The following is a 21316-nucleotide window of genomic DNA, read 5'->3' on the forward strand; positions in this document are numbered from 1 at the left end:
TGGAGAGGCCAAGTGCATGATCGAAAGACCAGAATTTTTCCTGCGCCAGCTGTTCGACCGTGCCGTAGAGGTGGCGGATCCGATGCGGACGCTCAAGGATTTTCTGCCTGAAAAGCCGAAGGGTCGGGTGATCGTCGTCGGAGCTGGCAAGGCGAGTGCGCGGATGGCGGAAGCGGTCGAGGCGGTCTGGGGTCCCTGTGAAGGCCTCGTCATCACGCGTTATGGTTATGGCAGGCCCTGTCGTGGCATCGAGATCGTAGAGGCGGCCCATCCGGTCCCCGACGAGGCGGGCCTGAAGGCGACGGCGCGTCTGCTGGATCTGGTCGAAAGTGCCGGCGAAGGCGATTTCGTGCTGGCGCTGATCTCGGGCGGAGCCTCGGCGTTGCTGGTCCAGCCGGTGCCGGGCGTCTCGCTTGCCGAAAAGCAGGCGGTCAATCAGGCCCTGCTCGCGTCAGGCGCGCCGATCGACCGGATGAATACGGTTCGAAAACATCTCAGCCGAGTGAAGGGTGGGCAATTGGCCGCCGCAGCCTGGCCGGCTCAGCTCTTCGCCTTGATGATCTCGGATGTGCCGGGAGACGATCCGGCCTTCATCGGCTCCGGTCCGACCGTTGGCGATCCGTCGAGCCCCGACGACGCTCTGGCCGTGATCGATCAATGGAAGGTCGCACTTCCTGGCGGGGTTCGCGAGGCATTGGAGCGCGGCTCCGCGGTCGTCAGGCCCGACGATCCGCGCCTCGCCCGCGTGCGCAACGTTATCTATGCCGCGCCCCGGCAATCGCTGGAGGCGGCTGCGGAACTCGCCCGAGAGGCGGGTTGCGATGTTCGCATTGTCGGCGATGCCCTGGAAGGGGAGGCGAGGCTGGTGGCCGAGGCCCAGGCGAAAGAGGCTCTAACCTTGCAGCACTCCCTGCGTGCCGGGGATTCGCCGATCCTTCTCCTCTCCGGCGGCGAACTGACGGTCACCCGGCGCGGCGACGGCATTGGCGGGCCCAATGCCGAGTTCTGTCTGGCGCTTGCGCTGGCTCTGGATGGCGTTGCAGGTATCCATGCGCTCGCTTGCGATACGGATGGTGTTGATGGTGCCGCCGAAGTCGCCGGCGCCGTCATCGGTCCCGAACTTCTGAAGAAGGCTGCCGAACTGCGTTGCGACCCAGAGGTCGCTCTGCAACGAAATGACGCCCATTCGTTCTTCGCAGCGTTGGACGCGCAGGTTGTCACCGGCCCCACCCTGACCAACGTCAACGATTTCCGCGCGATCCTCGTGCAGCCGCGTCCGACCCCATCAAGGCTTTAGCCGAAACTTCCGTTCACTGACGAAACCTGACGCGTGATGGGGGCTGGTGCTCGCTGCATTGGTGTGCCTGCGAGAAATCCTGTGGTTGATATCTATCATGATAAATTATTGCATTCAAGTTATCTATGTGAATTAATAACGCACATAAAGGATGCCAAATCGAAAGGATTTCCCCATGAAGAGGCTGTTCCGGAGCGCATTTGCCGCTGCCGCCTTGAGTGCCGCCATGATCGCCGCCCAACCGGCGAGCGCGCAGACCCCGCCCAATGTCCTCGTCGTCGGGCAGATCGCCGAACCCAAGTCTCTCGATCCGCATACGGTGACCGCCACCAATGATTTCCGCATTCTGGTGAATGTTTATGAGGGCCTTGTGCGCTTCAAGGACGGGACGCTGGAGATCGAGCCGGCACTTGCGGAGAGCTGGGATATCTCGGAGGACGGCAAGACCTATACGTTCAAGCTGCGTCAGGGGGTGAAGTTTCACGACGGTTCGGACTTCACCGCCGAGGCCGTCAAGTTCAACTTCGACCGGATGCTGAAAGAGGACCATCCTTTCTACAATACCGGCCCCTTTCCCCTGTCGTTCAACTTCGCCTCTGTCGAGGCCGTCAACGTGATTGACAGCCAGACTGTCGAGTTCAAGCTGAGCGAGGCTTTTGCGCCCTTCCTGTCCAATCTCGCCTATCCCACGGGGCTGATCGTTTCTCCGGCTGCGGTGGAGCAGCATGGCGCCGACTATGGCCGGAACCCCTCTGGTACCGGACCCTTCAAGTTTGCCGAATGGCTGTCCAACCAACGTGTGGTCGTCGAGCGCAACCCGGACTACTGGGGTGAGGCTGCGGCCCTCGAAGCCGTCGTCTTTCGACCCGTGACAGATGCAAACACGCGTGTTGCCGAAATGCTTTCCGGAGGCATCGACGTGATGGTCGAGGTGCCGCCGGACAATCTCACGACCTTCCAGCAGGATGCCGCGTTCTCTGTCGCCGAGCAGGCGGGGCCGCATGTCTGGTTCGGCATCCTGAACACGAAGAGCGGTCCGTTCGCCGACAAGCGCGTTCGTCAGGCCGCCAACTACGCCGTCAACAAGGAGACGCTGGTCAACGATGTGCTCCAGGGCACGGCAACAGTGGCCGCTGGACCGATTCCGCCTGCCTTCAACTGGGTGGAAAGCTCGGTCGAGCCCTATGCCTACGATCCAGAGAAGGCCAAGGCCTTGCTTGCCGAGGCAGGTGTCGAGGCGCCGGAACTGACATTCTATGTCACTGAAGGCGGCTCGGGCATGCTCGATCCGGTGACGATGGGCGCAGCCATTCAGGCCGATCTGCAGGCTGTCGGCTTCAACGTCAAGATCGAGACCTATGAGTGGAATACCTTCCTCGGTCGCGTGAACCAAGGTCTCGACGGTCAGGCTGATATGGCCGAAATGGCCTGGATGACGAATGATCCCGACACCGTGCCCTATCTCACGCTGCGCAGCGATGCGATGCCGGATAAGGGAGGTTTCAACTCGGGCTACTATTCCAATCCTGAGGTCGACGCTTTGCTGGAGAAGGCGCGCACATCGACGGATCAGGCTGAACGCGGCAAGCTTTACGCCCAGGTCCAGCAAATCGTGCATGACGATGCGCCCTGGCTGTTTGTTGCCAACTGGAAGCAGAACGCGGTCACGACGGCAGCTGTCCAAGGCTTCAAGCTTCAGCCCTCCTTTCTTCTCAACCTGCACGGTGTGACGAAGCAGTAATCCTCCTGCGACTGACGCCAGCGGGTAATCCGCTCGCCGGCGTCAGCCTTGAACGTTCCCGGAGGTTGCGATGTCGGCCTATATTCTCAAACGTCTGATCGCGGTCGTGCCCGTGCTGTTCGGCCTGTCGATCATCGTCTTCCTGGTGATGGCCCTCATTCCCGGGGATACGGCGACCGCCATTCTTGGCGCCTATGCAACGCCTGAAAATGTCGAGCGGATCAATCGCGACCTCGGTCTCGACCAGCCTCTGTTTCAGCAATACCTGGTCTGGATCGGCAATGTGCTGCAGGGTGATTTCGGCCGCTCCTATGCCCTGAACCGACCCGTGCTGGACGAGGTCCTCGAGCGTTTCGGCGCGACCCTCATCCTTGCCGGCGTCTCTCTCGTCTTGTGCACGGTCATCGGCCTTCTCGCCGGTGTTGTCTCGGCTGTCCGGCAATTTGGATGGGCGGACCGCGCGATCACCTTCTTCGTGCTGGCCGGGATCTCCATGCCATCCTTCTGGCTGGGGCTCCTTCTCATCTACCTCTTCGCGGTCAAGTGGCGCATGCTGCCGGCCTCGGGCATGTATGCCGTCTATGGGGGAGGAGACATCAAGGACCTTCTGCTTCATCTGGTGCTGCCCGCCGTCACGCTGTCGGTCGTCGCGGCAGGCGTGATCGCGCGTCTGACGCGGGGCGCCATGCTGGAAGTGCTTCGGCAGGACTTTGTCCGCACAGCCCGCGCCAAGGGACTTTCGGAACGGCGGGTCATCTATGGTCACGCGTTTCGATCGGCACTGGTCAGCATCATTCCGGTGATCGGCATCCAGTCCGGCTTCGTGCTCGGCGGCGCCGTCTATATCGAGACCGTGTTCCAGTGGCCGGGTGTCGGGGCCATGCTGGTCAAGGCCATCTCCAGCCGCGACATCCTGCTGGTCCAGGGCGGTGTGCTGGTCGTTGCCGCGAGCTACGTGCTCTTCAACCTCGTCGCCGATGTTCTCCAATCCATGCTCGACCCGAGGATCCGCACGTGAGTACCGTATCCGAGGTTGCCCAGCCCAAAGTCGCTTCCAGCCGGATCACATCCTGGCGGCTGCTTCTCAACAACCGTCTCGCGGCGGCAGGTCTCGTGCTGATCGGGTTGATCGCTCTCCTGATCCTGCTTGTGCCGATCCTGCCTCTGCCCGATCCCGATGCCACCGCGCCGGCAGAACGGCTGAAGCCGGTTCTGACGGCCGGGCATCTTCTCGGCACCGATCAGCTTGGCCGCGATATCCTGAGCCGGCTTTTGTGGGGCGCGCGTCTGTCCGTCACGGTCGGCTTCACGGCGACGCTGATCGCCGCGCTGATCGGGTCGGTCATCGGCATTGTCGCTGGCTATGTCGGTGGACGCACGGACAATGCCATCATGCGTGGCATCGACATGCTGATGGCCTTTCCCTACATCCTGCTGGCGCTGGCGATCGTTGCCGCGCTCGGGCCGGGCCTGATGAACGCGCTCTATGCCATCGCCATCGTCAACATCCCCTTTTTCGCGCGCAATGTGCGCGGCGTGACGCTCGGATACGCCCATCGCGAATTCGTCGATGCTGCGCGCCTGTCCGGCAAGGGGCACCTGTCCGTCATGTTCACCGAGGTGTTGCCGAATGTGGCGCCGGTCATCGTCATCACGATGTCGACGACAGCCGGCTGGATGATCCTGGAAACGGCGGGGCTCAGCTTCCTCGGTCTTGGCGCGCAGCCGCCGCAAGCCGATCTCGGCTCGATGCTGGGTGAGGGGCGGGCGCAGCTCTTCACCGCTCCGCATGTTTCGATCGTGCCGGGCGTCATGATCTTCCTCATCGTCATCAGCCTCAATGTGCTGGGTGACGGCATTCGCGACGTTCTCGATCCACGTCTGCGCTCCGGGGCGCTTGCCCGCCCGGGACCTGTCACGGAAGTTGCGACCGATCGAAACGTTCCGGAGAACTCAGTCCGGGACGCTGCTCTTTCCATCGAAGGTCTGGAGACCGGTTTCCGCAGCGGAGACGACATTATTCCGGCCGTGCGTGGGGTTTCCCTGCATGTGAAGCGCGGCGAATGTCTCGGGTTGATCGGTGAAAGCGGGTCGGGGAAGAGCGTTACGGCACTATCTGTGATGGGGCTCGTTGCCTCCCCACCGGGCATCATCCAGAGTGGCGCCATTTATGTGGGCAATGAAGACGTGCTGGCGATGCCGCAGACACGACTGATCTCCCTGCGTGGTAGTCGCGTCGCCTATGTGTTTCAGGATCCCCTGACCACCCTGCACCCCATGTATCCCGTCGGACGGCAAGTCGAGGAAGCGATCGCCGCGCATCAGTCGCTCGGTGCACGTGAGCGACGTGAACGGGCGATTGCGCTGCTTGAAAAGGTTGGCATACCGGAGGCCCGGGAAAGGGCGAAACACTACCCACATCAGCTTTCGGGCGGTCAGCGCCAGCGTATCGGCATTGCCATGGCGCTTGCCAACGATCCTGATGTAATCATTGCCGACGAGCCGACGACCGCTCTCGACGTGACCGTGCAGGCCCGCATTCTGGAACTCTTGCGTGATCTGCAGCGAGAGCGCGGGATGGCGCTTCTCTTCATCACCCATGATTTCGGCGTCGTGTCGGATATTTGTGACCGCGTCGCCGTGATGAAGGACGGTCAGATCGTCGAGACCGGTGAAACGCGCGCGGTTCTCGCCAACCCGCAGCATGACTACACGAAGCGGCTGATCGCCTGCGTGCCCGAACTCGGGACCGGCGCGCAATTCCTGGAGCGTGTCGCCCGGCTCTTCCCTAAGCAGAAAGCGGAGGTGTCATGACGACGTCTGCGATCCAGGTCCGTGAGCTCACCAAGTCCTTCGGTGGCGGGCGCAGCCTGTTCGGCAAGGAACGGTACGAGGTCAAGGCCGTGAAATCCGTGTCGCTGGATCTGATGCGAGGTGAAACGCTTGCCGTCGTCGGGGAAAGCGGATCGGGAAAGAGCACACTTGCCCGCATGCTGGTCGGGCTCGAGACGCCGACCTCCGGCAGTATGCTGATCGGGGGCAAGGATGCGGAGGCGCTTCGGCGGGAAGGGCCGCGGGCCTTCGGCAAGACGATCCAGTATGTCTTTCAGGACCCGGTTGCTTCGCTGAACCCGCGCAAGACAATCAGCAACATCCTCGAGACCCCGCTCAAGCTGCTGTGCGGATACGAGGCGCCCAAGCGGCGCCAACGGATGAACGAGCTGCTGGACGCGGTGCAGATGCCGGAAAACACGCTCTCGCGCTATCCGCACGAATTTTCCGGCGGGCAAGCACAACGGATCGCGATCGCCCGGGCACTCGCTGCAGAAGCGGAGATCCTGGTGTTCGACGAGCCGGTGAGCGCACTCGACGTAGGTGTGCAGGCACAGGTGCTGTTGCTTCTCAGCGATCTGAAAACGCGTTTCGACTTGTCCTATCTGTTCATTAGTCACGACCTTGCCGTTGTCGAGGCAATCTGTGACCGCGTCGCTGTCATGTATTTCGGTGTGATTGTCGAGCTGGCACCCGCTGCAAGGCTTTTTGCCGATCCTGAACACGCCTATACAAGGCGGCTCGTGGCCAGTGCGCCTCGCATCAGGAGAGAATGACGCGCGATGACCGATACTGAGGAGAGGGCGAAGACAGGCAGCGAAGACGGTAAGCGCCTGTTTACCCCGGCGGGAAAGCCGAAGCGCCGACCTGACGCCATCGCCGATCTGATGAAGGACTTCATCCGTTTGCAAGGGCTTCAGCCCGGCGATCGTCTGCCGCAGGAGCGCGAGTTGATGGACCGCTTCAAGGCCGCCAAGGGTACGGTGCGCGAGGCGATGAAGGCGCTGGAAACCCAGGGCCTGATCTTTACACGCAGCGGCCCCGGCGGCGGTGCCTTCGTCGCCGCTCCCTCCGCCCGGCACGCCATGGAGCTCTTGTCCACGCACTTCTTCTTCAATACGCCGACCCTCTCCGACATCTATGCAATCCGCAAGGCGCTGGAGCCTGAGGTTGCCGCCTCGCTTGCGGGCCTGATTTCGGGCCAGCAACTGTCGCTGCTCGAACGGACGATCCGCCTCTACGATCACCCTCCGGTCGATCCTGACGATCAATATCGTCAACGCGTCGCTGAACTCGATTTCCACTCGCAACTGGCTCAGTTCTGTCCCAACCCGCTTCTCGGGTTTCTCTGCGGCCTGATGCACAATCTGTTGCGCGATCTGCCGCTAGCGAGGCAGATCTATGCCGACCCGGCGCCCAGCTCGCGGGAGGAGGGGCTCTCCTACCAGTACCGGCTCATGGCGGCCATGAAGGACGGACGGACGGAGGATGCGCGCGCGATCGCGGCCGAACACATGGCATTCGCCGAGGCCTATATGCTGGGGCGGGCAAAAACGATCGGATAGTGGCGGGGCAGGCGAGGAGATCGAGCTATGGATTGCACGTGGCACGTGCAAAGTGCAGTGGGTCACTTCGCCTTCGATATTTTTGCGAGCCGGTGGAGCCAGATCGCATGTCGCGCGTTTATTCACGCGGTCAGTCGGGGGCTTTTCGAAATAACATGATGCAATTCTTCTCGGGCTACGAGGCTCAGATCTCTCTGGGTCTGGTGATCTTGCTGTTTGGTCTGTTCGTCTGGGAGAAGTATCCCGCAGAGGTGACCGCATCCGCCGGTGCGGCAGTCTTCATCGTGCTCGGCTTCGTGCCGACCGACAAGGCGATGGCGGTGTTTTCGAATTCCGCGCCGCTGACGATTGGCGCGATGTTCGTTCTCACCGGGGCTCTGGTGCGCACGGGTGTCCTGGAACGGGTGGCGGCCGTGGTTCTCGAACGATCGAAGAAACGGCCACAGCTGGCGCTTGCCGTGTTCCTGCTGACTGCCCTTGTCGCGTCGGCCTTCATGAACAACACGCCGGTAGTCCTTGTCCTGATCCCGATCGTGATCCGGCTCGCCGCCTCGCTCGACATTGCCGCGACAAGGCTTCTCATTCCCGTGTCCTACGCCGCCATTCTGGGCGGAACCTTGACGCTGATCGGGACGTCGACCAACCTGCTCGTTGATGGCGTTGCGCGCGGGCAGGGCCTCGAGCCCTTTTCACTTTTCGAAATCACGCCGATCGGTCTCGTGGCAGTCGTAACGGGCATGCTCACCATGCTCGTGCTCGGAAAGTTTCTTTTGCCGGATCGCCGCGAGGAAGGTGGCGAGCTGGATGATCAGGACGACGCCGAATTTCTCTCGGAAATCACCGTGCTCGCAGATGGTCCCTTCACCGAAAAACCGATCGGCGAAATTGCGGAATTCAAGCAGCCGGGCCTGCGCATCGTCGGCCTGCATGCCAATGGCGAGGTGATCCGCAAGGATGTCGAGACCATGACCCTGAAGAAGGGCGATGGGCTGATCATTCTCGCCAGATCGACCGATCTCTTGACTCTGAACGATAAGGAAGGGTTGCGTGTCGGTCAAAGACGCGGAGCCGCGCCCAAGGGCGAGGTCATCGTCGTCGAGGCGGTCGTTGCCCCCGGCCGCTACGGCAATCGGACGCGTCTTTCCAGTCTGACCCTTGGCCGCCGTTTCGGCGTGCGCATCATCGGTGCCCACCGACACCGGCATGTGCCGGGTCCGGACCTTGCCAATGTCCGTCTTCGGCCGGCAGACAAGCTGCTCATCGAGGGTACCGCCGAAGCGCTGGACGAACTCTCGCAGCAGAATGAGCTGATATCCGTCACGCGTTCGTCCGCCCGTGCCTTCAGGCCGACCAAGGCGCCTTTGGCGTTGCTTGCTCTCGGTCTCGTGGTGCTGCTTGCTGCATTCAATGTCATGGACATCGGCATCCTGGCGATGATCGCCGTGCCGGCTATCCTGATCTTGCGCTGTATCGACGCCGATGAAGCCTGGGGCTCGATCGAAGGTGGTATTCTGATCCTGATCTTTGCGATGCTGATTGTGGGGCAGGGATTGCAGGAAACCGGAGCCGTTGCACTGGTTGTTGAAACGGCAATGCCGCTGATGTCGACCGTCTCTCCCTTTGTGCTGGTGCTTCTGGTCTACACGCTGTCGTCGACGCTCACCGAATGCGTGACCAACAACGCGGTGGCCGTCATCCTGACGCCAATCGTCATCGGTCTCGGTCAGCAATTGGGTATTGATCCCAGGGCCCTTGTGGTGGCGGTCATGTTTGGTGCAAGTGCAAGCTTCGCCACGCCGATCGGCTATCAGACGAACACACTGGTCTATGGCGCCGGGAACTACCGCTTCAGCGATTTCGTCAAGATCGGCTTGCCGATGAACATCATCGTGGGCTTGGCGTCCTGCTACGCCATCTATCTTTATTATGGTCTTTGAGGAGTAGACGCATGGATATCATCACCGGATTTTTCGGACTGGTCGAGGATCTCACATGGGGATGGGCTTTGATCCCCATGCTCGTTGTCTTCGGCGTGTTCATCACGGTGATGACCGGGTTCGTGCAGGTCAGGTTCTTCAAGCGAATGTTTCGCGTGCTGTTCGCCAAGAACCAGACCGGCGATCCGAATGCGATCAGCGCACGTGAGGCTCTGCTCGTGTCGGTCGGTGGACGCGTCGGTGGCGGTAACATTGCAGGTGTTGCGGTCGCGATCACGCTCGGAGGGCCGGGTGCGGTCTTCTGGATGTGGGCGATTGCGGTCATCGGCATGGCGACGAGCCTCGTCGAATCGACGCTTGCCCAGCTTTACAAGCGTTCCAACGGTGACGGCACCTATCAGGGCGGGCCTGCCGGCTACATCATCTATGGGCTCGGCGCGAAGCACAAATGGCTGGCCGTGGTCTATGCCGTGTGCCTGATGCTGGCCTTCGCCTTCGGTTTCAACGCCTTCCAGGGCAATACCTTTGCCGGTGCCGTCTATGACAGCCTCGGCGTCGAGCGTGTCTGGAGCGGCATTGGTCTTGCGATCATCACCGGCTTCATCGTCTATGGCGGCATCCGCCGTATCGCGAAGGTCGCTGATGTGATCATTCCGATCATGGCCTTCATCTATATCGGCCTGACACTGCTGGTCATCCTGTCCAACATCACGGAGATTCCGGGCGTCATCTGGTCGATCATTGCCAATGCCTTTGGCCTGGAAGAGGTCGTCGGCGGCGGCTTCGGCGCTGCCCTGGCGCAAGGACTTCGCCGTGGGCTGTTCTCCAACGAGGCCGGCCTCGGATCCACCCCGAACGTTGCGGCGACGGCCGATGTCCGCCATCCTATCAGCCAGGGTATCACCCAGTCCTTCTCGGTGTTCATCGACACCATCGTGATCTGCACCTGCACGGCCTTCATCATCCTGCTCAGCCCCGTCTATCAGCCGGGCGTGGAAGGCATCGACGGCATCGTGCTCACCCAGCAATCGCTGGTCAGCCAGGTCGGCGAGTGGTCGCAGTATTTCCTGACTTTCGCCATCCTGCTCTTTGCCTTCAGTTCGATCATCTACAACTACTATCTCGGTGAGACGGCCCTGAAGGTCATGACCGCACGGCCGGGCGCCTTGCATGTACTGAGGTTTGCCATCGTCATCGTCGTCTTCCTGGGGGCAACGGCTCCAGGCGCAACGGCGGTCTTCTTCTTCTCCGACCCGCTGATGGGCGTGCTCGCGGTGGTCAACCTCACCGTAATCCTGATGCTCTTCCCCGTCGCCTTGCGGATCCTCGACGATTTCCGCTCGCAGCTGAAGGCCGGTGTGGAGCGGCCGGTCTTTGAGCCGACGGCGTTTCCGGATCTCGATCTTGATCACTCCGCCTGGCCTCATGCGCAAAGAGTGGCGGGACCGAACGGGGGCGCTCTCGCCAAGGCTTGAGGATGTTTGTGGGGCGGCGGCAACGCGGCCCCCGCAAACGTCTCAAAGCGGTTGATGATATTGTCGGCTGATTGATGCCGCCTCGGTTTTCCGGGGCGGCATCTTTGTGCTTGCCTCGTTGATAGGGCCGTTCCCATCATTTCCGTTGACACGCTTTAGGCGCGCTACTAGCCTGTGTGGAAACGTTACCACATCGGGAGAAGATAACGATGAAACAGGCGCGGTTGAACCGCCTCTTCGGCACGTCTGGAAACTGCTTCGACGTGGCCATCGATCACGGCATGTTCAATGAACGCACGTTTCTCGCCGGTATCGAGAACATGCGCAAAGCCATCGAGGTCATCGCTGCGGCAGGCCCTGACGCGATCCAGCTGCCGCCGGGTACGGCGCCCATGCTGCAGTCGATCCCGGGCAAGGCTCGCCCAGCGCTCGTGCTGCGTACCGATATTGCCAACATCTATGGCAACCCGCTGCCGAGTGCTCTGTTCTCCGAGGTGATCGATCGTCCGGTCGAGCAGGCGATCGCGCTCGATGCCGCCTGTGTCGTGGTCAATCTGCTGATGCTGCCCAACCAGCCCGAGGTTTATCGGGCCTGCGTGCGCAACGTGAACAGCCTGAAGCGCGAATGCGAGATCTACGGCATGCCGCTGATGGTGGAGCCGCTGGTCATGCAGGACAATTCCAAGGGCGCCTACATGGTGGACGGCGCAATCGACAAGATCCTGCCGCTGGTCCGCCAGGCTGCCGAACTCGGCGCGGACATCATCAAGGCCGACCCCTGTGACGACGTGGCAGAATACCATCGGGTGATCGAGATCGCTCAGGGGCTGCCGGTGCTCGTGCGCGGCGGGGGCAGGGTCTCCGATGAGGAAATTCTATCGCGTACCAAGGTGCTGATGGATCAGGGAGCCCGCGGCATCGTCTACGGCCGCAATGTCATCCAGCATGCCAATCCGGGCGGCATGACGCGGGCGCTGATGGCGATCGTGCATGACGGCGTAACGGCAGAGGAAGCGTCGCGCCATCTCGCCTGAGATTGCGTGACGGGAGGAGGACCCCATGAAGACCTTTCGTTTCGGCGTCATCGGCTGCGGCCTGATGGGCCGCGAATTTGCCAGCGCCGCTGCGCGCTGGATGCATCTGACCGACGCCAAGGCGAGGCCAGAGATCGTCGCCGTCTGTGACACCAATACGGAGCTGATGGCGTGGTTCCAGACCCACGTTCCCTCCGTTCGACAGGCAACCACTGACTACCGCGAACTTCTCGCCAATCCGGAGGTCGACGCCATCTACTGCGCCGTTCCGCATGTCCTGCACGCCGAGTTTTACACCGACATCATCAAGGCAGGAAAACATCTGCTGGGTGAAAAGCCCTTCGGGATGGACCTGGCGCAGAACAGGGCGATCATGGCCGTTCTTGCCGAGCATCCGGAAAGCATCGTCCGCTGCTCATCGGAAATGCCTTTCTTCCCCGGCGCGCAGAAGGTCATTGCTATGGCGGCGAGTGGCGAGATGGGCGACATTCTCGAAGTCGAAGCCAGCTTTCTGCATTCTTCCGACATCGATCCCAACAAGCCGATCAACTGGAAGCGCATGGAGCATGTCAACGGCGCCTATGGCTGCATGGGGGATCTGGGCATGCATGTGCTGCATGTTCCCTTGAGGCTTGGCTGGCGGCCGGAAACGTTGCATGCCAACCTCGTCAAGCGGATCACCGAGCGGCCGGATGGCAAGGGCAACAGGGTACCCTGCACCACCTGGGACAATGCGACGATCAGCAGCCGCGTGCGCACCGCTGACCAGGATTTCCCTCTGGTTCTCAAGACATGGCGCATCGCACCGGGCGAATCCAACACCTGGTACATCCGCATCCTCGGCATGAAGAAGAGCGCCTTCTTCTCGACCAAGCAGCCGCGCCAGTGGCAGTGGATGGATTACCAGGGCAGCACCCAGTCCTGGAACACGGAAGACCTTGGCTATGGCTCTGTCTTCCCCGCCATCACAGGCAAGATCTTCGAATTCGGCTTCGCCGATGCGATCCAGCAAATGTGGGCGGCCTTCGTCGACGAATTGGCGGGTGGCACTGCGAATGGCTTCCCCTGTGCAAGCCCCGCGGAAGCGGCTGCCCATCACGCCGTGCTGACGGCCGCGCTGCAATCCGGTCTGGAAAACCGGGTCGTTTCTGTCGACTACGATTGAGGTGGGACCATGCGACGCTCCGAGATCAACGAAGCCCTGCGGTTTGCCATCGGGATGCTCGAGACCTGGCGCTGGTCCCTGCCTGTCTGGGGGCAATGGGGCGCTGCCGACTTTGCAGCCCATCCCGAGGCCTCGCGCTATCTGGCCAGCCGACAGCTCGGCTGGGACGTTACCGACTTTGGCTCCGGCCGCTTTGTCGAGCAGGGGCTCGTGCTCTTTTGCCTGCGCAACGGCATCCTCGGCATGGAGGGCGAGCGCAGCTATGCGGAGAAGCTGCTCTTCATCCAGGAAGGCCAGTTGACCCCGGCCCATCTGCACAAGGCGAAGCAGGAAGACATCATCAACCGGGCGGGTGGCGATCTCGTCATCGAATTCTGTGCGGCTGATGCGACGGGCAAGGTCACCGAATCCGAGGTCTCTGTCCTTGTCGACGGGATCGAGCAGCGTCTCCAGACCTGGGAGCCTCTTGTCCTGCATGCTGGCCAGAGCGTAACGATCCCTACGGGTCTCTATCACCGCTTCTATGGCGCGAAGGGCAAGGGCCCGGTGCTGGTCGGCGAAGTCAGTCAGGTTAACGACGACAGGACCGACAACTATTTCCTCGAACCCATCGGCCGTTTCGCCGAGATCGAGGAGGATGAGCCGCCGCTGAGACCCCTCTGGAACGAGGGGACTGTCTGATGAGAGCCGGGGAGGAGGTTCAAATCAGACAAGACACCGGAACGGCTGGTGGCATCGTCTGCGTCGGCAACTTTATCGTCGATCGCATCCACACTTTGTCCTACTGGCCGGAACAGGGCAGTCTCGCGCATATTTTGCACCAGGACATGGGCGTCGGCGGCGGTGCGGCCAATGTGGTGACCGACCTTGCTTCGCTTGGGTTCAAGGGACGACTTTCGGTGGCGGGTGCGGTGGGGAACGATCGGGACGGCGCCTATGTCCGGGATCGTCACGCGGCCCTCGGTATCGATGTTGCCGGTCTCCGTGTTCTTGATGGCCAGGCGACTGCACATACCCATGTCATGAACGTGCCCGGCCAAAGCCGCACCTTCTTCTATCACGGCGGCTCCAACGACCTGCTGACGGACGATCTCATCGACCCTGCCGCCTTTGCAGCCAGTGGGCACAGGATCTTCTATCTTGGCTATCTCATGCTCCTGCCGGCTCTCGACCGGAAGGATGCAAGCGGCTCTTCCGGGGCGGCGCGGCTTTTGAAGGCGGCACGCGAAGCGGGGCTGACGACTTGCGTCGATTTCGTCTCCAGCGAGGACCCTGCCTTTGCCGATCAGGTCGCCGTTGCACTACCCCATTGCGATTATGTGATCGTCAACGAGACCGAAGCCGGACGCGCAACGGGTGTGGCCGTCCGCGACAAGTCGGGCACTCTGCTGCTGTCAGCTGTGGAAGAGGCTGGTCAGCGGCTTCTGGACGGCGGGGTGGCGCAAGGCGTCGTCATTCATGCGCCGGAGCTCTCCATCTGGCTTTCACCCGACAAGGCCCCGGTTATCACGCCTGCACTTGCCGTCGATCCGGCCGCCATCGTCAGCCCCGTCGGGGCCGGAGATGCCTTCTGCGCGGCGGTGCTCTACGGTTTGCACGAGGGCTGGCCGATCGAGACCATTTCGGCTGTTGCCCATCGCGCGGCGGTCCATTGTCTCGGCGGCGCGACTGCTACCGACGGCATACCCGACATGTCGATCCTGCTCGCCGAAATCTGAACGACTGCAATCAGATGTCTGCAGGGGCCGGCCCGGTCGATTCCCGGATGACCAGATCAACGGGCATGCGCGTGAGCGAGGCGGGCCGGCGTTCCAGATCCTGCCTGTGGTCCTGCAGGCGCTCTTCGAGCCTGCGGGTCGCTTCGAGTGCGACCGCGCGGATCGGCTGGGCCACCGTTGTCAGCCGCGGCAGGACATAGGCTGCCTCCGGCAGGTCGTCGAAGCCGATGACAGAGCAATCGTCCGGCACGATGCGGCCGCTGTCGCGAACGGCGTGGATCGCTGCTATGGCCGCGATGTCCGTCGTTCCGATGATCGCGGTGATGTCGGTGTGATCTTGCAGAACGGACTGCGCCAGCGCGTAGGTGGCGGCGAAGCTGTGATCCTCGCCGATTGCTTCGATGGCCGGTGCAAGTCCATGTTCGCGCAGCACGGCCCGAATGCCTTCCATGCGAAGCCGGATCGGCTGGCTGTGTCCCGGCGCCCCGACGACCGCGATCTTCTGATGGCCGAGATCCACAAGGTGCCGGGTCATCATGCGTCCGCCTTCGACATGATCGGCCATCACGGTATCGTCCGATATGCCGACGAGTTCGCGGTCGATCGCGATCACCGGGATCCCGGAACCGACCAGCGGCTGGAGATGCGCCGTGCCGCCATAGGCGCTGGCGACAATGACACCTTCGACCCTTTGGGCCCGCAGCATCGCGACATAGCGGGCCTCGTGCTCTTCGTTTTCCGCTGAACTGCAAATCAGGGTGTGGTAGCCGCGTTCGAAGAGTTCGCGCTCGATGGTATTTGCAAGAATGCCGAAGAAGGGGACATCGATGGAGGGCAGCATCAGGCCGATCATCCGGCTCGCTTCGCCGCGCAGCATGCGAGCGCCCTTGCTGGGCGCATAGTTGAGGTCCCTGATCGCGGCTTCCACGCGCTGGCGCACCTCTGGCGAGACATAACCACTGTTGTTCAGGACGCGCGAGACTGATGATACCGACGTTTCGGCAACCTTCGCGATCGTCCTGATACTGGCAGCCATTCCGGTATTCCCGCATCCGTTATGGTGATCGGAGTACGCAGAATTGCGGGCCCCGGCAAGTCGCGATTGTATCGTCGGCCAAGACTACCAGAGAGGGGCGCTCGCCTCGTCTTCGAGTATGGTGTCTCTCCAGCTATTGCTTGGGGGCCGCACCGGTGTCTCAAAGAGCGTTTGCCTGATCATTCCCTTCCGGCCGTATCTGTCATGCTACGTCGTCCCTTTGCTTTGCAAAGAGAGGCGCATTTTACTTAAGATTCACGATAATTCCGAACGTTCGCTTGCCGTTAATCTGCCTTTCGTGGCTGTTTGGTAGGGATCGGTGCATGGTTATTGCAAGCGATCCACGTCTGACTGAGGCAGGCCACGCCGATGCGGGGGCAGAAACGTCGTTCGTCGTCGAGGCCGTGACGGAAGCCTTCTTCCAGTCCGCCGACTATGCGGCCCTGCATGCGCGCTCGAATGCGTCGGCTTTCCAGCATCCGCTCTGGCTCCAGGCTTTCCACCGTCATCTTGCCCCGTCGCGGGGCGCGCAAGGCGTGACGCTCGTGGGACGGCCGGGACCCGGCAAGCCTCCGTGTTTCGTTCTGCCGATGATAGCCCGGAAGCTCTCCGGCGTGACGATCCTTGAAAGTGCGGATCTCGGCGTCAGTGACTACGCGGCGCCGCTGGTTGATCCTGACTGGTGGGAGCGACAGCATGATCATGCTGCGGTTCGCGCCTGTGTTGCCGCTGCCTTTCCATCACATGACATCTTGCGGGTGAAGCCGATCCGCGATGAGCATCTGGCCCTCTGGCAGGCGTTCCTGCCGGGAAGCACGAAGACACTTGGATTTTCCGCCCATGCCACTTCGCTCGTAGCGTCGGTAGAGCATTGGCGAGAGCAGGCGCTGACCGACAGTTTCGCACGCTATCTTGCCCGCAAACGCAAGCGCTTCTTCAAGATGGAAGGGGCACGGCTTGTTGTCGTTCAGGGAGCGCAGGCGATCGCCCGCGCGATGGAGCGGCTGGCTCAGCTGCGCGAGGGCCGTTTCGAGCAGGACGTGATTGCCGCGCCCGCAGCGCGAGCCTTCTACAGCGCCGTTGCGCAATCCGGGGAGCAGGCAGGTTTTGCCCGCGTCTATGCGCTCGAACTGGGCGGCGAGGCGATCGGTTATACCTTCTGTCTCGCGTTTGGCGGACGGCTCCACTACCTGCTGATCGGCTGCGATTACCAGACCCATGGGCGCCATTCGCCGGGTTTGCTGCTCTATGATGGGATGATCGGCGACTGGATCGAGACCGGTGGCGAGATCTTCGACTTCACCATTGGCGATGAGCCCTTCAAGGCAGATTTCGGCACGGTGGCCACCCCCCTTCATGTGTTGACGCATACGCCGACCGTGCGCGGCGCATTGGCGCTGGCCGCGATGCGTTGGCGCGAGCGGTGGCGCGAGGCTTCGGCCGCCACAACCACGACACCGTTTGCCCGCCGCCAGACATCCGGGGAGGACAATGGATGAACGCGCGCCCAGCATTCCTCGAGAATTCGGTCATTGTTGCAGCGCATCCGGACGATGAACTGCTGTGGTTCAATGCGATTTTGCATGAGGTCGACGAGGTGATCGTCGTCTACAGGGATTTCTGGGCCCAGCCGGGGCTCGGCGAAAAGCGAGCTGCCGCTCTCGCCGATTTTCCCCGCGCGGGCGTCAGCTGTCTGAATATCGCGGAATCCGGTGCGGCTGGCTGCGCAAATTGGGATGACCCGCGAGAAAGCCCGGATGGTCTCGTCCTCAGCTTCGAAAGCCAGCGACGGGAACTGACGCGCATGTCGCGCCTCGCGCTTGGCAAGGTCGGCATGGGTGAGCGGCGCGTGGCCGAATATAGTGTTCTGACGGCCTATCAGAACAACTTCGTGAAGATACAAACCTTGCTGCGGGAGCGCCTGCGTCCGGGCATGAACGTCTTCACACACAATCCCTGGGGCGAATACGGACATGAGGAACATGTCCAGCTCTTCCGCGTGCTCCAAGGGCTGAGGGATGAGATTGGCTTCAATCTCTGGATGTCGAATTATTGCACCAATCGGTCACTGCCTCTGGCGATGCGATACTTCCAGACATCTCCCGGACAGCCGATCCGTCTGCCGACCAACAAGGCATTCGCGGAAGAGGTGGCCTCTGTCTACAAGAGGCATGATTGCTGGACCTGGGCGGACGATTGGCAATGGTTCGATGACGAGTGGTATCTGCCGGCACCCCGTCAGGGCGCGACGCCACAGCCACATCAGCACCTGTTTCCGCTCAATCTTTTCACCATCGATGTCGCGCAGAAGCGACCCTGGCTCTCGATGGCCGTCGGCTCGGCTGCGGCGGCCTCGGCGCTCATGGTTGCCGCCGACTTCTAGCTGTGCGCGGACGGGTAACGATCAACGCCGGCAGAACAACAAACGTCAGTGACACGGGCTTAATCTTGAACGGTGTTCCAGTGCAAACAACGCATGAAAACTTCAACATCGCCGCACCCTTCTGGCAAGGCGCGCATGCTCATCCCGGTGCGACTGCCCTGGTCGTTGCGCGGCGCGAGTTTACCTATGAGGCCCTCGCGCAAAAGGTTGCGCGCCTCGCCGGCCATCTGGCGCCGCGTTTGAAGCAACGGCGCGTCGGGATTTTCGCCACCCGAAGCCTCGAGGGTTATGTCGGCATACTCGGCGCCTGCATGGCGGGTGCGACCTATGTGCCGCTTAACCAGAAATGGCCGCCGGAGCGGCTGGTCACGCTGCTGGGGCTGCTCGAGCTCGATGCGCTGATCGTCGATCGCAATGGGATCGGCCTTCTGACGCCGGAGGTCCTGGCTGCCGCGCCCGCCATCATCATCGGACCGGAGCAGGCCGATATGCCGGCAACGGCGGATGCCGCGATCACGCCGCTCGACGCCCTGACTGACCCGCCGCTTGGCGAACCCGCGATAGTGGGGCCGGATCATGAGGCCTATATCATCTTCACCTCCGGCACGACCGGGCTTCCCAAGGGCGTGGTGATCTCGGCCGCTTCTCTTGCGTCCTATCTGGTGCAGGCGCGCCCATGGACGACGCTTGGGAAAGAAGACCGGGTCGCCGAAGCGCATGACCTTACCTTCGACCTCAGTGTCCACAATCTGTTCCTGACACTGGAATCGGGCGCCGCACTGCATGTGATGTCGGCGCTTGAGCTATCGGCACCGCAGCATTTCATTCGCAGCCATGGCATCACGGCCTGGATGTCGGTGCCGACGATCGTCAACATGATGCGTACGGCGGGTTCACTGAAGCCCGGACTGTTCGAGACGATTCGCCTGTCGGTCTTTTGCGGTGAGCCGCTGCCGGGCATGACGGTCGAGGCCTGGAAGGTTGCCGCGCCAAACAGCGCCGTCGAGAATATCTATGGGCCAACGGAATGCACCGTCGTCATGCTCAGGCAAAGCGTGGGTGCCGAGATGCCGCTGACGCCAGGGCGCGGGGTGGTGGCGATTGGAACCCCCTTCAGCGACGGCAAGATCGCCATCCTCGGTCCTGACCTGCAGCCGGTGGCCCCGGGTATGCCGGGAGAAATCGCGCTGGGCGGGCCGCAAGTCGGTATTGGTTATTTTGCGTCGCCGGAACAGACGGCGGACCGTTTCCGCGACATGAATGGTGAGCGCTGGTACCTGACGGGGGACCTCGGCCTGTGCGATGCCGAGGGCATCTACCACCATCTTGGCCGGACGGATAACCAGGTCAAGGTCAAGGGTAACCGGATCGAGCTGGAAGAGGTCGAGGCGCATCTGCGGCTGGCGGCGGACAGCACGGTCGTTGCGGTGGTGGCCTGGCCCCATGTCGATGGCGCTGCCACCGGGCTGGTCGGATTCGTCGCCGGCAGTGATGAAACGGCTGCATCGATCCAGGCGAAGATGTTGCGGTCGCTGCCGCGCTACATGGTTCCGGAAGCCATTCATCTCCAGGATACGCTACCCGTCAACATCAACGGCAAGGTGGATCGGCGCGCATTGCGTGACTTCCTCGAAGGGGGCGCGTCTTGAGCATCGTTTTCGAGCAAGAGCCGCTTCGCCCGCTCAGCCGCCTCATGCAGTGGCGGCGTGCCTGGTTGACGATCGACGCCAATCCAGCGGCGCGCAACTTTGCCGGGACCATCCGCGGGCTGCTTCTGATACACGGGCTTTTCCTCGCGGCTCTTGCCGTGAGCCTGCAGATCAGTCTGTCGGCACTTGCACTGATCGGATTGACCCTTCTTGCTGCCGCGCGCTGGCCAGAGCGCCGGCTCACCATTCTGATCACGTCGAGCCTGGTCTTCCTGTTGCTCCGGCCCTTCCGAACCGCTGACATGAACACGCTTGTCGTCGACTTGGCTGCGGCGGTCGGGAACGGCGTGTCCGTGCCTCCGCTCGCCCTCCAGGTGTTCGGTGTCGTCCTTTTCCTCGGTTTTGCGCAGCTCATGATCGCAGGCCAGCGCATGAGCAGCGGCATCTGGTCCCGCCGTCCTGTGTTGGTGCAGCTTGTCGGCTTCCTCGCGGTGCTTGCTGTTGCCGCCTTCGTGCCACCGGGGGACTACGGGCATGCCATGCTCTGGGCTTTCCTCGCTGTCTGGGCATCCTGCTTCTGGTTTCTCGCCTATGCGGCTGTCGACCTGAAGGCCAAGGCTGCAGCACCGGACGGTGTGCGGGCGCTCTACATGCGTCCGGTCTGGGGCGGTGACGTCGCGCCGTTCGGCAAGGGCCTGTCCTTCCTCAAGCGCTTCGAAGCAAAGGATGACGACGCCCTGGCGGTGACGCGTCTGAAGGCACTGAAACTCGCCGTCTGGACGGCCATTCTCAGCTGGACTGCGCTTGCGGCCACGACACTGTTTCATGAGATGCTGGGTGTGCCGAAACTCGGCTTCATGATCCTCAATCCGCAGGATACTGCGGCCATGCCCCTTGGCCTGCAATGGGCAGGTTTGATCGTCAACTACGGTGTGGATCTGCTGATCATTGCGGCCTGGGGCCATGCGATTGTCGCCGTGGCGCGGATGATGGGTTACAATATTCCGCGCAACACCGTGAACCCGCTGGCATCCCGCTCGATCGCCGAGTTCTGGAACCGCTACTACTATTACTTCAAAGAGGTTCTGGTCGATTTCTTCTTCTATCCGGCCTTCATGCGCTGGTTCAAGACATCGCCACGCCTGCGGATCGCGTTCGCGACCTTCTGTGCGGCCGGGTTCGGCAATTTCCTCTACCATCTGATCTTCGTCTCCCATGTCTTCGCAGATGGGACGCCGTTCGACGAACTCGATCGTTTTGCAACGCTGGCCTTTTATGTCGGTCTGCTCTCGGCGGGCCTGATCATCTCGCAGATCTGGGGCCGCAAGACCTCGTCGGCGGATGGCTTCTGGCGTCACGATGTTCTGCCCCGGATCAATGTGGCGCTGTTCTTCTGCTTTCTGAAAATCTTCGACAGTGTGTGGCTCGAAGGCCAGCTGTCGGATCGCTTCCACTTTCTGTTTGGCCTGTTTGGAGTTTGACCT

17 protein-coding genes are annotated in these 21316 nt (G+C 61.8%); 16 read left to right on the forward strand and 1 reads right to left on the reverse strand.

Features of this window, described 5'->3' with window-relative positions:
• Positions 1 to 16 precede the first annotated feature (16 nt).
• The 12 genes from BSY240_RS16455 to BSY240_RS16510 all read left to right on the forward strand — a co-directional run bounded on the left by BSY240_RS16455 (position 17) and on the right by BSY240_RS16510 (position 14764).
• Complete coding sequence (locus tag BSY240_RS16455) at positions 17 to 1297, forward strand: glycerate kinase type-2 family protein (RefSeq protein ID WP_069043008.1); 1281 nt, start codon at positions 17 to 19, stop codon at positions 1295 to 1297.
• A 175-nt stretch (positions 1298 to 1472) separates the two neighbouring features.
• Positions 1473 to 3038: an ABC transporter substrate-binding protein gene (locus BSY240_RS16460; RefSeq protein ID WP_069043009.1), complete on the forward strand. Its 1566-nt coding sequence runs from the start codon at positions 1473 to 1475 to the stop codon at positions 3036 to 3038.
• A gap of 70 nt (positions 3039 to 3108) precedes the next feature.
• Positions 3109 to 4056, forward strand: a complete 948-nt coding sequence (locus BSY240_RS16465; RefSeq protein WP_069043010.1) for an ABC transporter permease — start codon at positions 3109 to 3111, stop codon at positions 4054 to 4056.
• Complete coding sequence (locus BSY240_RS16470) at positions 4053 to 5852, forward strand: dipeptide/oligopeptide/nickel ABC transporter permease/ATP-binding protein (RefSeq protein WP_069043011.1); 1800 nt, start codon at positions 4053 to 4055, stop codon at positions 5850 to 5852. The genes BSY240_RS16465 and BSY240_RS16470 overlap by 4 nt, the downstream gene beginning before the upstream one ends.
• Positions 5849 to 6646 (forward strand): ATP-binding cassette domain-containing protein, encoded by a 798-nt coding sequence (locus BSY240_RS16475; protein WP_069043012.1) that lies wholly within the window; start codon positions 5849 to 5851, stop codon positions 6644 to 6646. Before BSY240_RS16470 ends, BSY240_RS16475 begins: the two co-directional genes overlap by 4 nt.
• Before the next feature lie 6 nt (positions 6647 to 6652).
• Complete coding sequence (locus BSY240_RS16480) at positions 6653 to 7435, forward strand: FadR/GntR family transcriptional regulator (RefSeq protein WP_069043013.1); 783 nt, start codon at positions 6653 to 6655, stop codon at positions 7433 to 7435.
• Positions 7436 to 7590: 155 nt separating this feature from the next.
• Positions 7591 to 9372 carry an SLC13 family permease gene (locus BSY240_RS16485; RefSeq protein WP_069043014.1) on the forward strand — a complete coding sequence of 594 codons (1782 nt, stop codon included), beginning with the start codon at positions 7591 to 7593 and terminating at the stop codon, positions 9370 to 9372.
• A gap of 11 nt (positions 9373 to 9383) precedes the next feature.
• Positions 9384 to 10847, forward strand: coding sequence for an alanine/glycine:cation symporter family protein (locus BSY240_RS16490; protein WP_054149533.1), 1464 nt, complete (start codon positions 9384 to 9386; stop codon positions 10845 to 10847).
• Between the two features lie 209 nt (positions 10848 to 11056).
• Entirely contained in the window at positions 11057 to 11881 is an 825-nt protein-coding gene (locus BSY240_RS16495; protein WP_069043015.1) for a class I fructose-bisphosphate aldolase, read from the forward strand.
• 25 nt (positions 11882 to 11906) lie between these two features.
• Positions 11907 to 13046: a Gfo/Idh/MocA family protein gene (locus tag BSY240_RS16500; protein WP_069043016.1), complete on the forward strand. Its 1140-nt coding sequence runs from the start codon at positions 11907 to 11909 to the stop codon at positions 13044 to 13046.
• Positions 13047 to 13055: 9 nt separating this feature from the next.
• Positions 13056 to 13727, forward strand: a complete 672-nt coding sequence (locus tag BSY240_RS16505) for a D-lyxose/D-mannose family sugar isomerase (protein WP_069043017.1) — start codon at positions 13056 to 13058, stop codon at positions 13725 to 13727.
• On the forward strand, positions 13727 to 14764 hold the full coding sequence (locus BSY240_RS16510; protein WP_069043018.1) for a carbohydrate kinase family protein: 1038 nt from the start codon (positions 13727 to 13729) through the stop codon (positions 14762 to 14764). The genes BSY240_RS16505 and BSY240_RS16510 overlap by 1 nt, the downstream gene beginning before the upstream one ends.
• 10 nt (positions 14765 to 14774) lie before the next feature.
• Here the strand turns inward: BSY240_RS16510 and BSY240_RS16515 are convergent, their stop codons facing one another.
• Complete coding sequence (locus BSY240_RS16515; protein ID WP_069043019.1) at positions 14775 to 15800, reverse strand: LacI family DNA-binding transcriptional regulator; 1026 nt, start codon at positions 15798 to 15800, stop codon at positions 14775 to 14777.
• A gap of 323 nt (positions 15801 to 16123) precedes the next feature.
• Here BSY240_RS16515 and BSY240_RS16520 point away from each other — a divergent pair, with 323 nt between their 5' ends.
• The 4 genes from BSY240_RS16520 (at position 16124) to BSY240_RS16535 (ending at position 21313) form a co-directional block, all read left to right on the forward strand.
• Entirely contained in the window at positions 16124 to 17299 is a 1176-nt protein-coding gene (locus BSY240_RS16520; protein ID WP_069043020.1) for a GNAT family N-acetyltransferase, read from the forward strand.
• On the forward strand, positions 17296 to 18183 hold the full coding sequence (locus BSY240_RS16525; protein ID WP_069043021.1) for a hypothetical protein: 888 nt from the start codon (positions 17296 to 17298) through the stop codon (positions 18181 to 18183). The genes BSY240_RS16520 and BSY240_RS16525 overlap by 4 nt, the downstream gene beginning before the upstream one ends.
• Positions 18184 to 18263: 80 nt before the next feature.
• Positions 18264 to 19832, forward strand: coding sequence for an AMP-binding protein (locus BSY240_RS16530; protein ID WP_069043022.1), 1569 nt, complete (start codon positions 18264 to 18266; stop codon positions 19830 to 19832).
• The gene (locus tag BSY240_RS16535) at positions 19829 to 21313 is read left to right on the forward strand and encodes a hypothetical protein (protein ID WP_069043023.1); all 1485 of its coding nucleotides are present in this window, start codon (positions 19829 to 19831) and stop codon (positions 21311 to 21313) included. The genes BSY240_RS16530 and BSY240_RS16535 overlap by 4 nt, the downstream gene beginning before the upstream one ends.
• Positions 21314 to 21316 lie beyond the last annotated feature (3 nt).

The sequence above is a fragment of the Agrobacterium sp. RAC06 genome, assembly GCF_001713475.1.
Taxonomy (GTDB): domain Bacteria; phylum Pseudomonadota; class Alphaproteobacteria; order Rhizobiales; family Rhizobiaceae; genus Allorhizobium.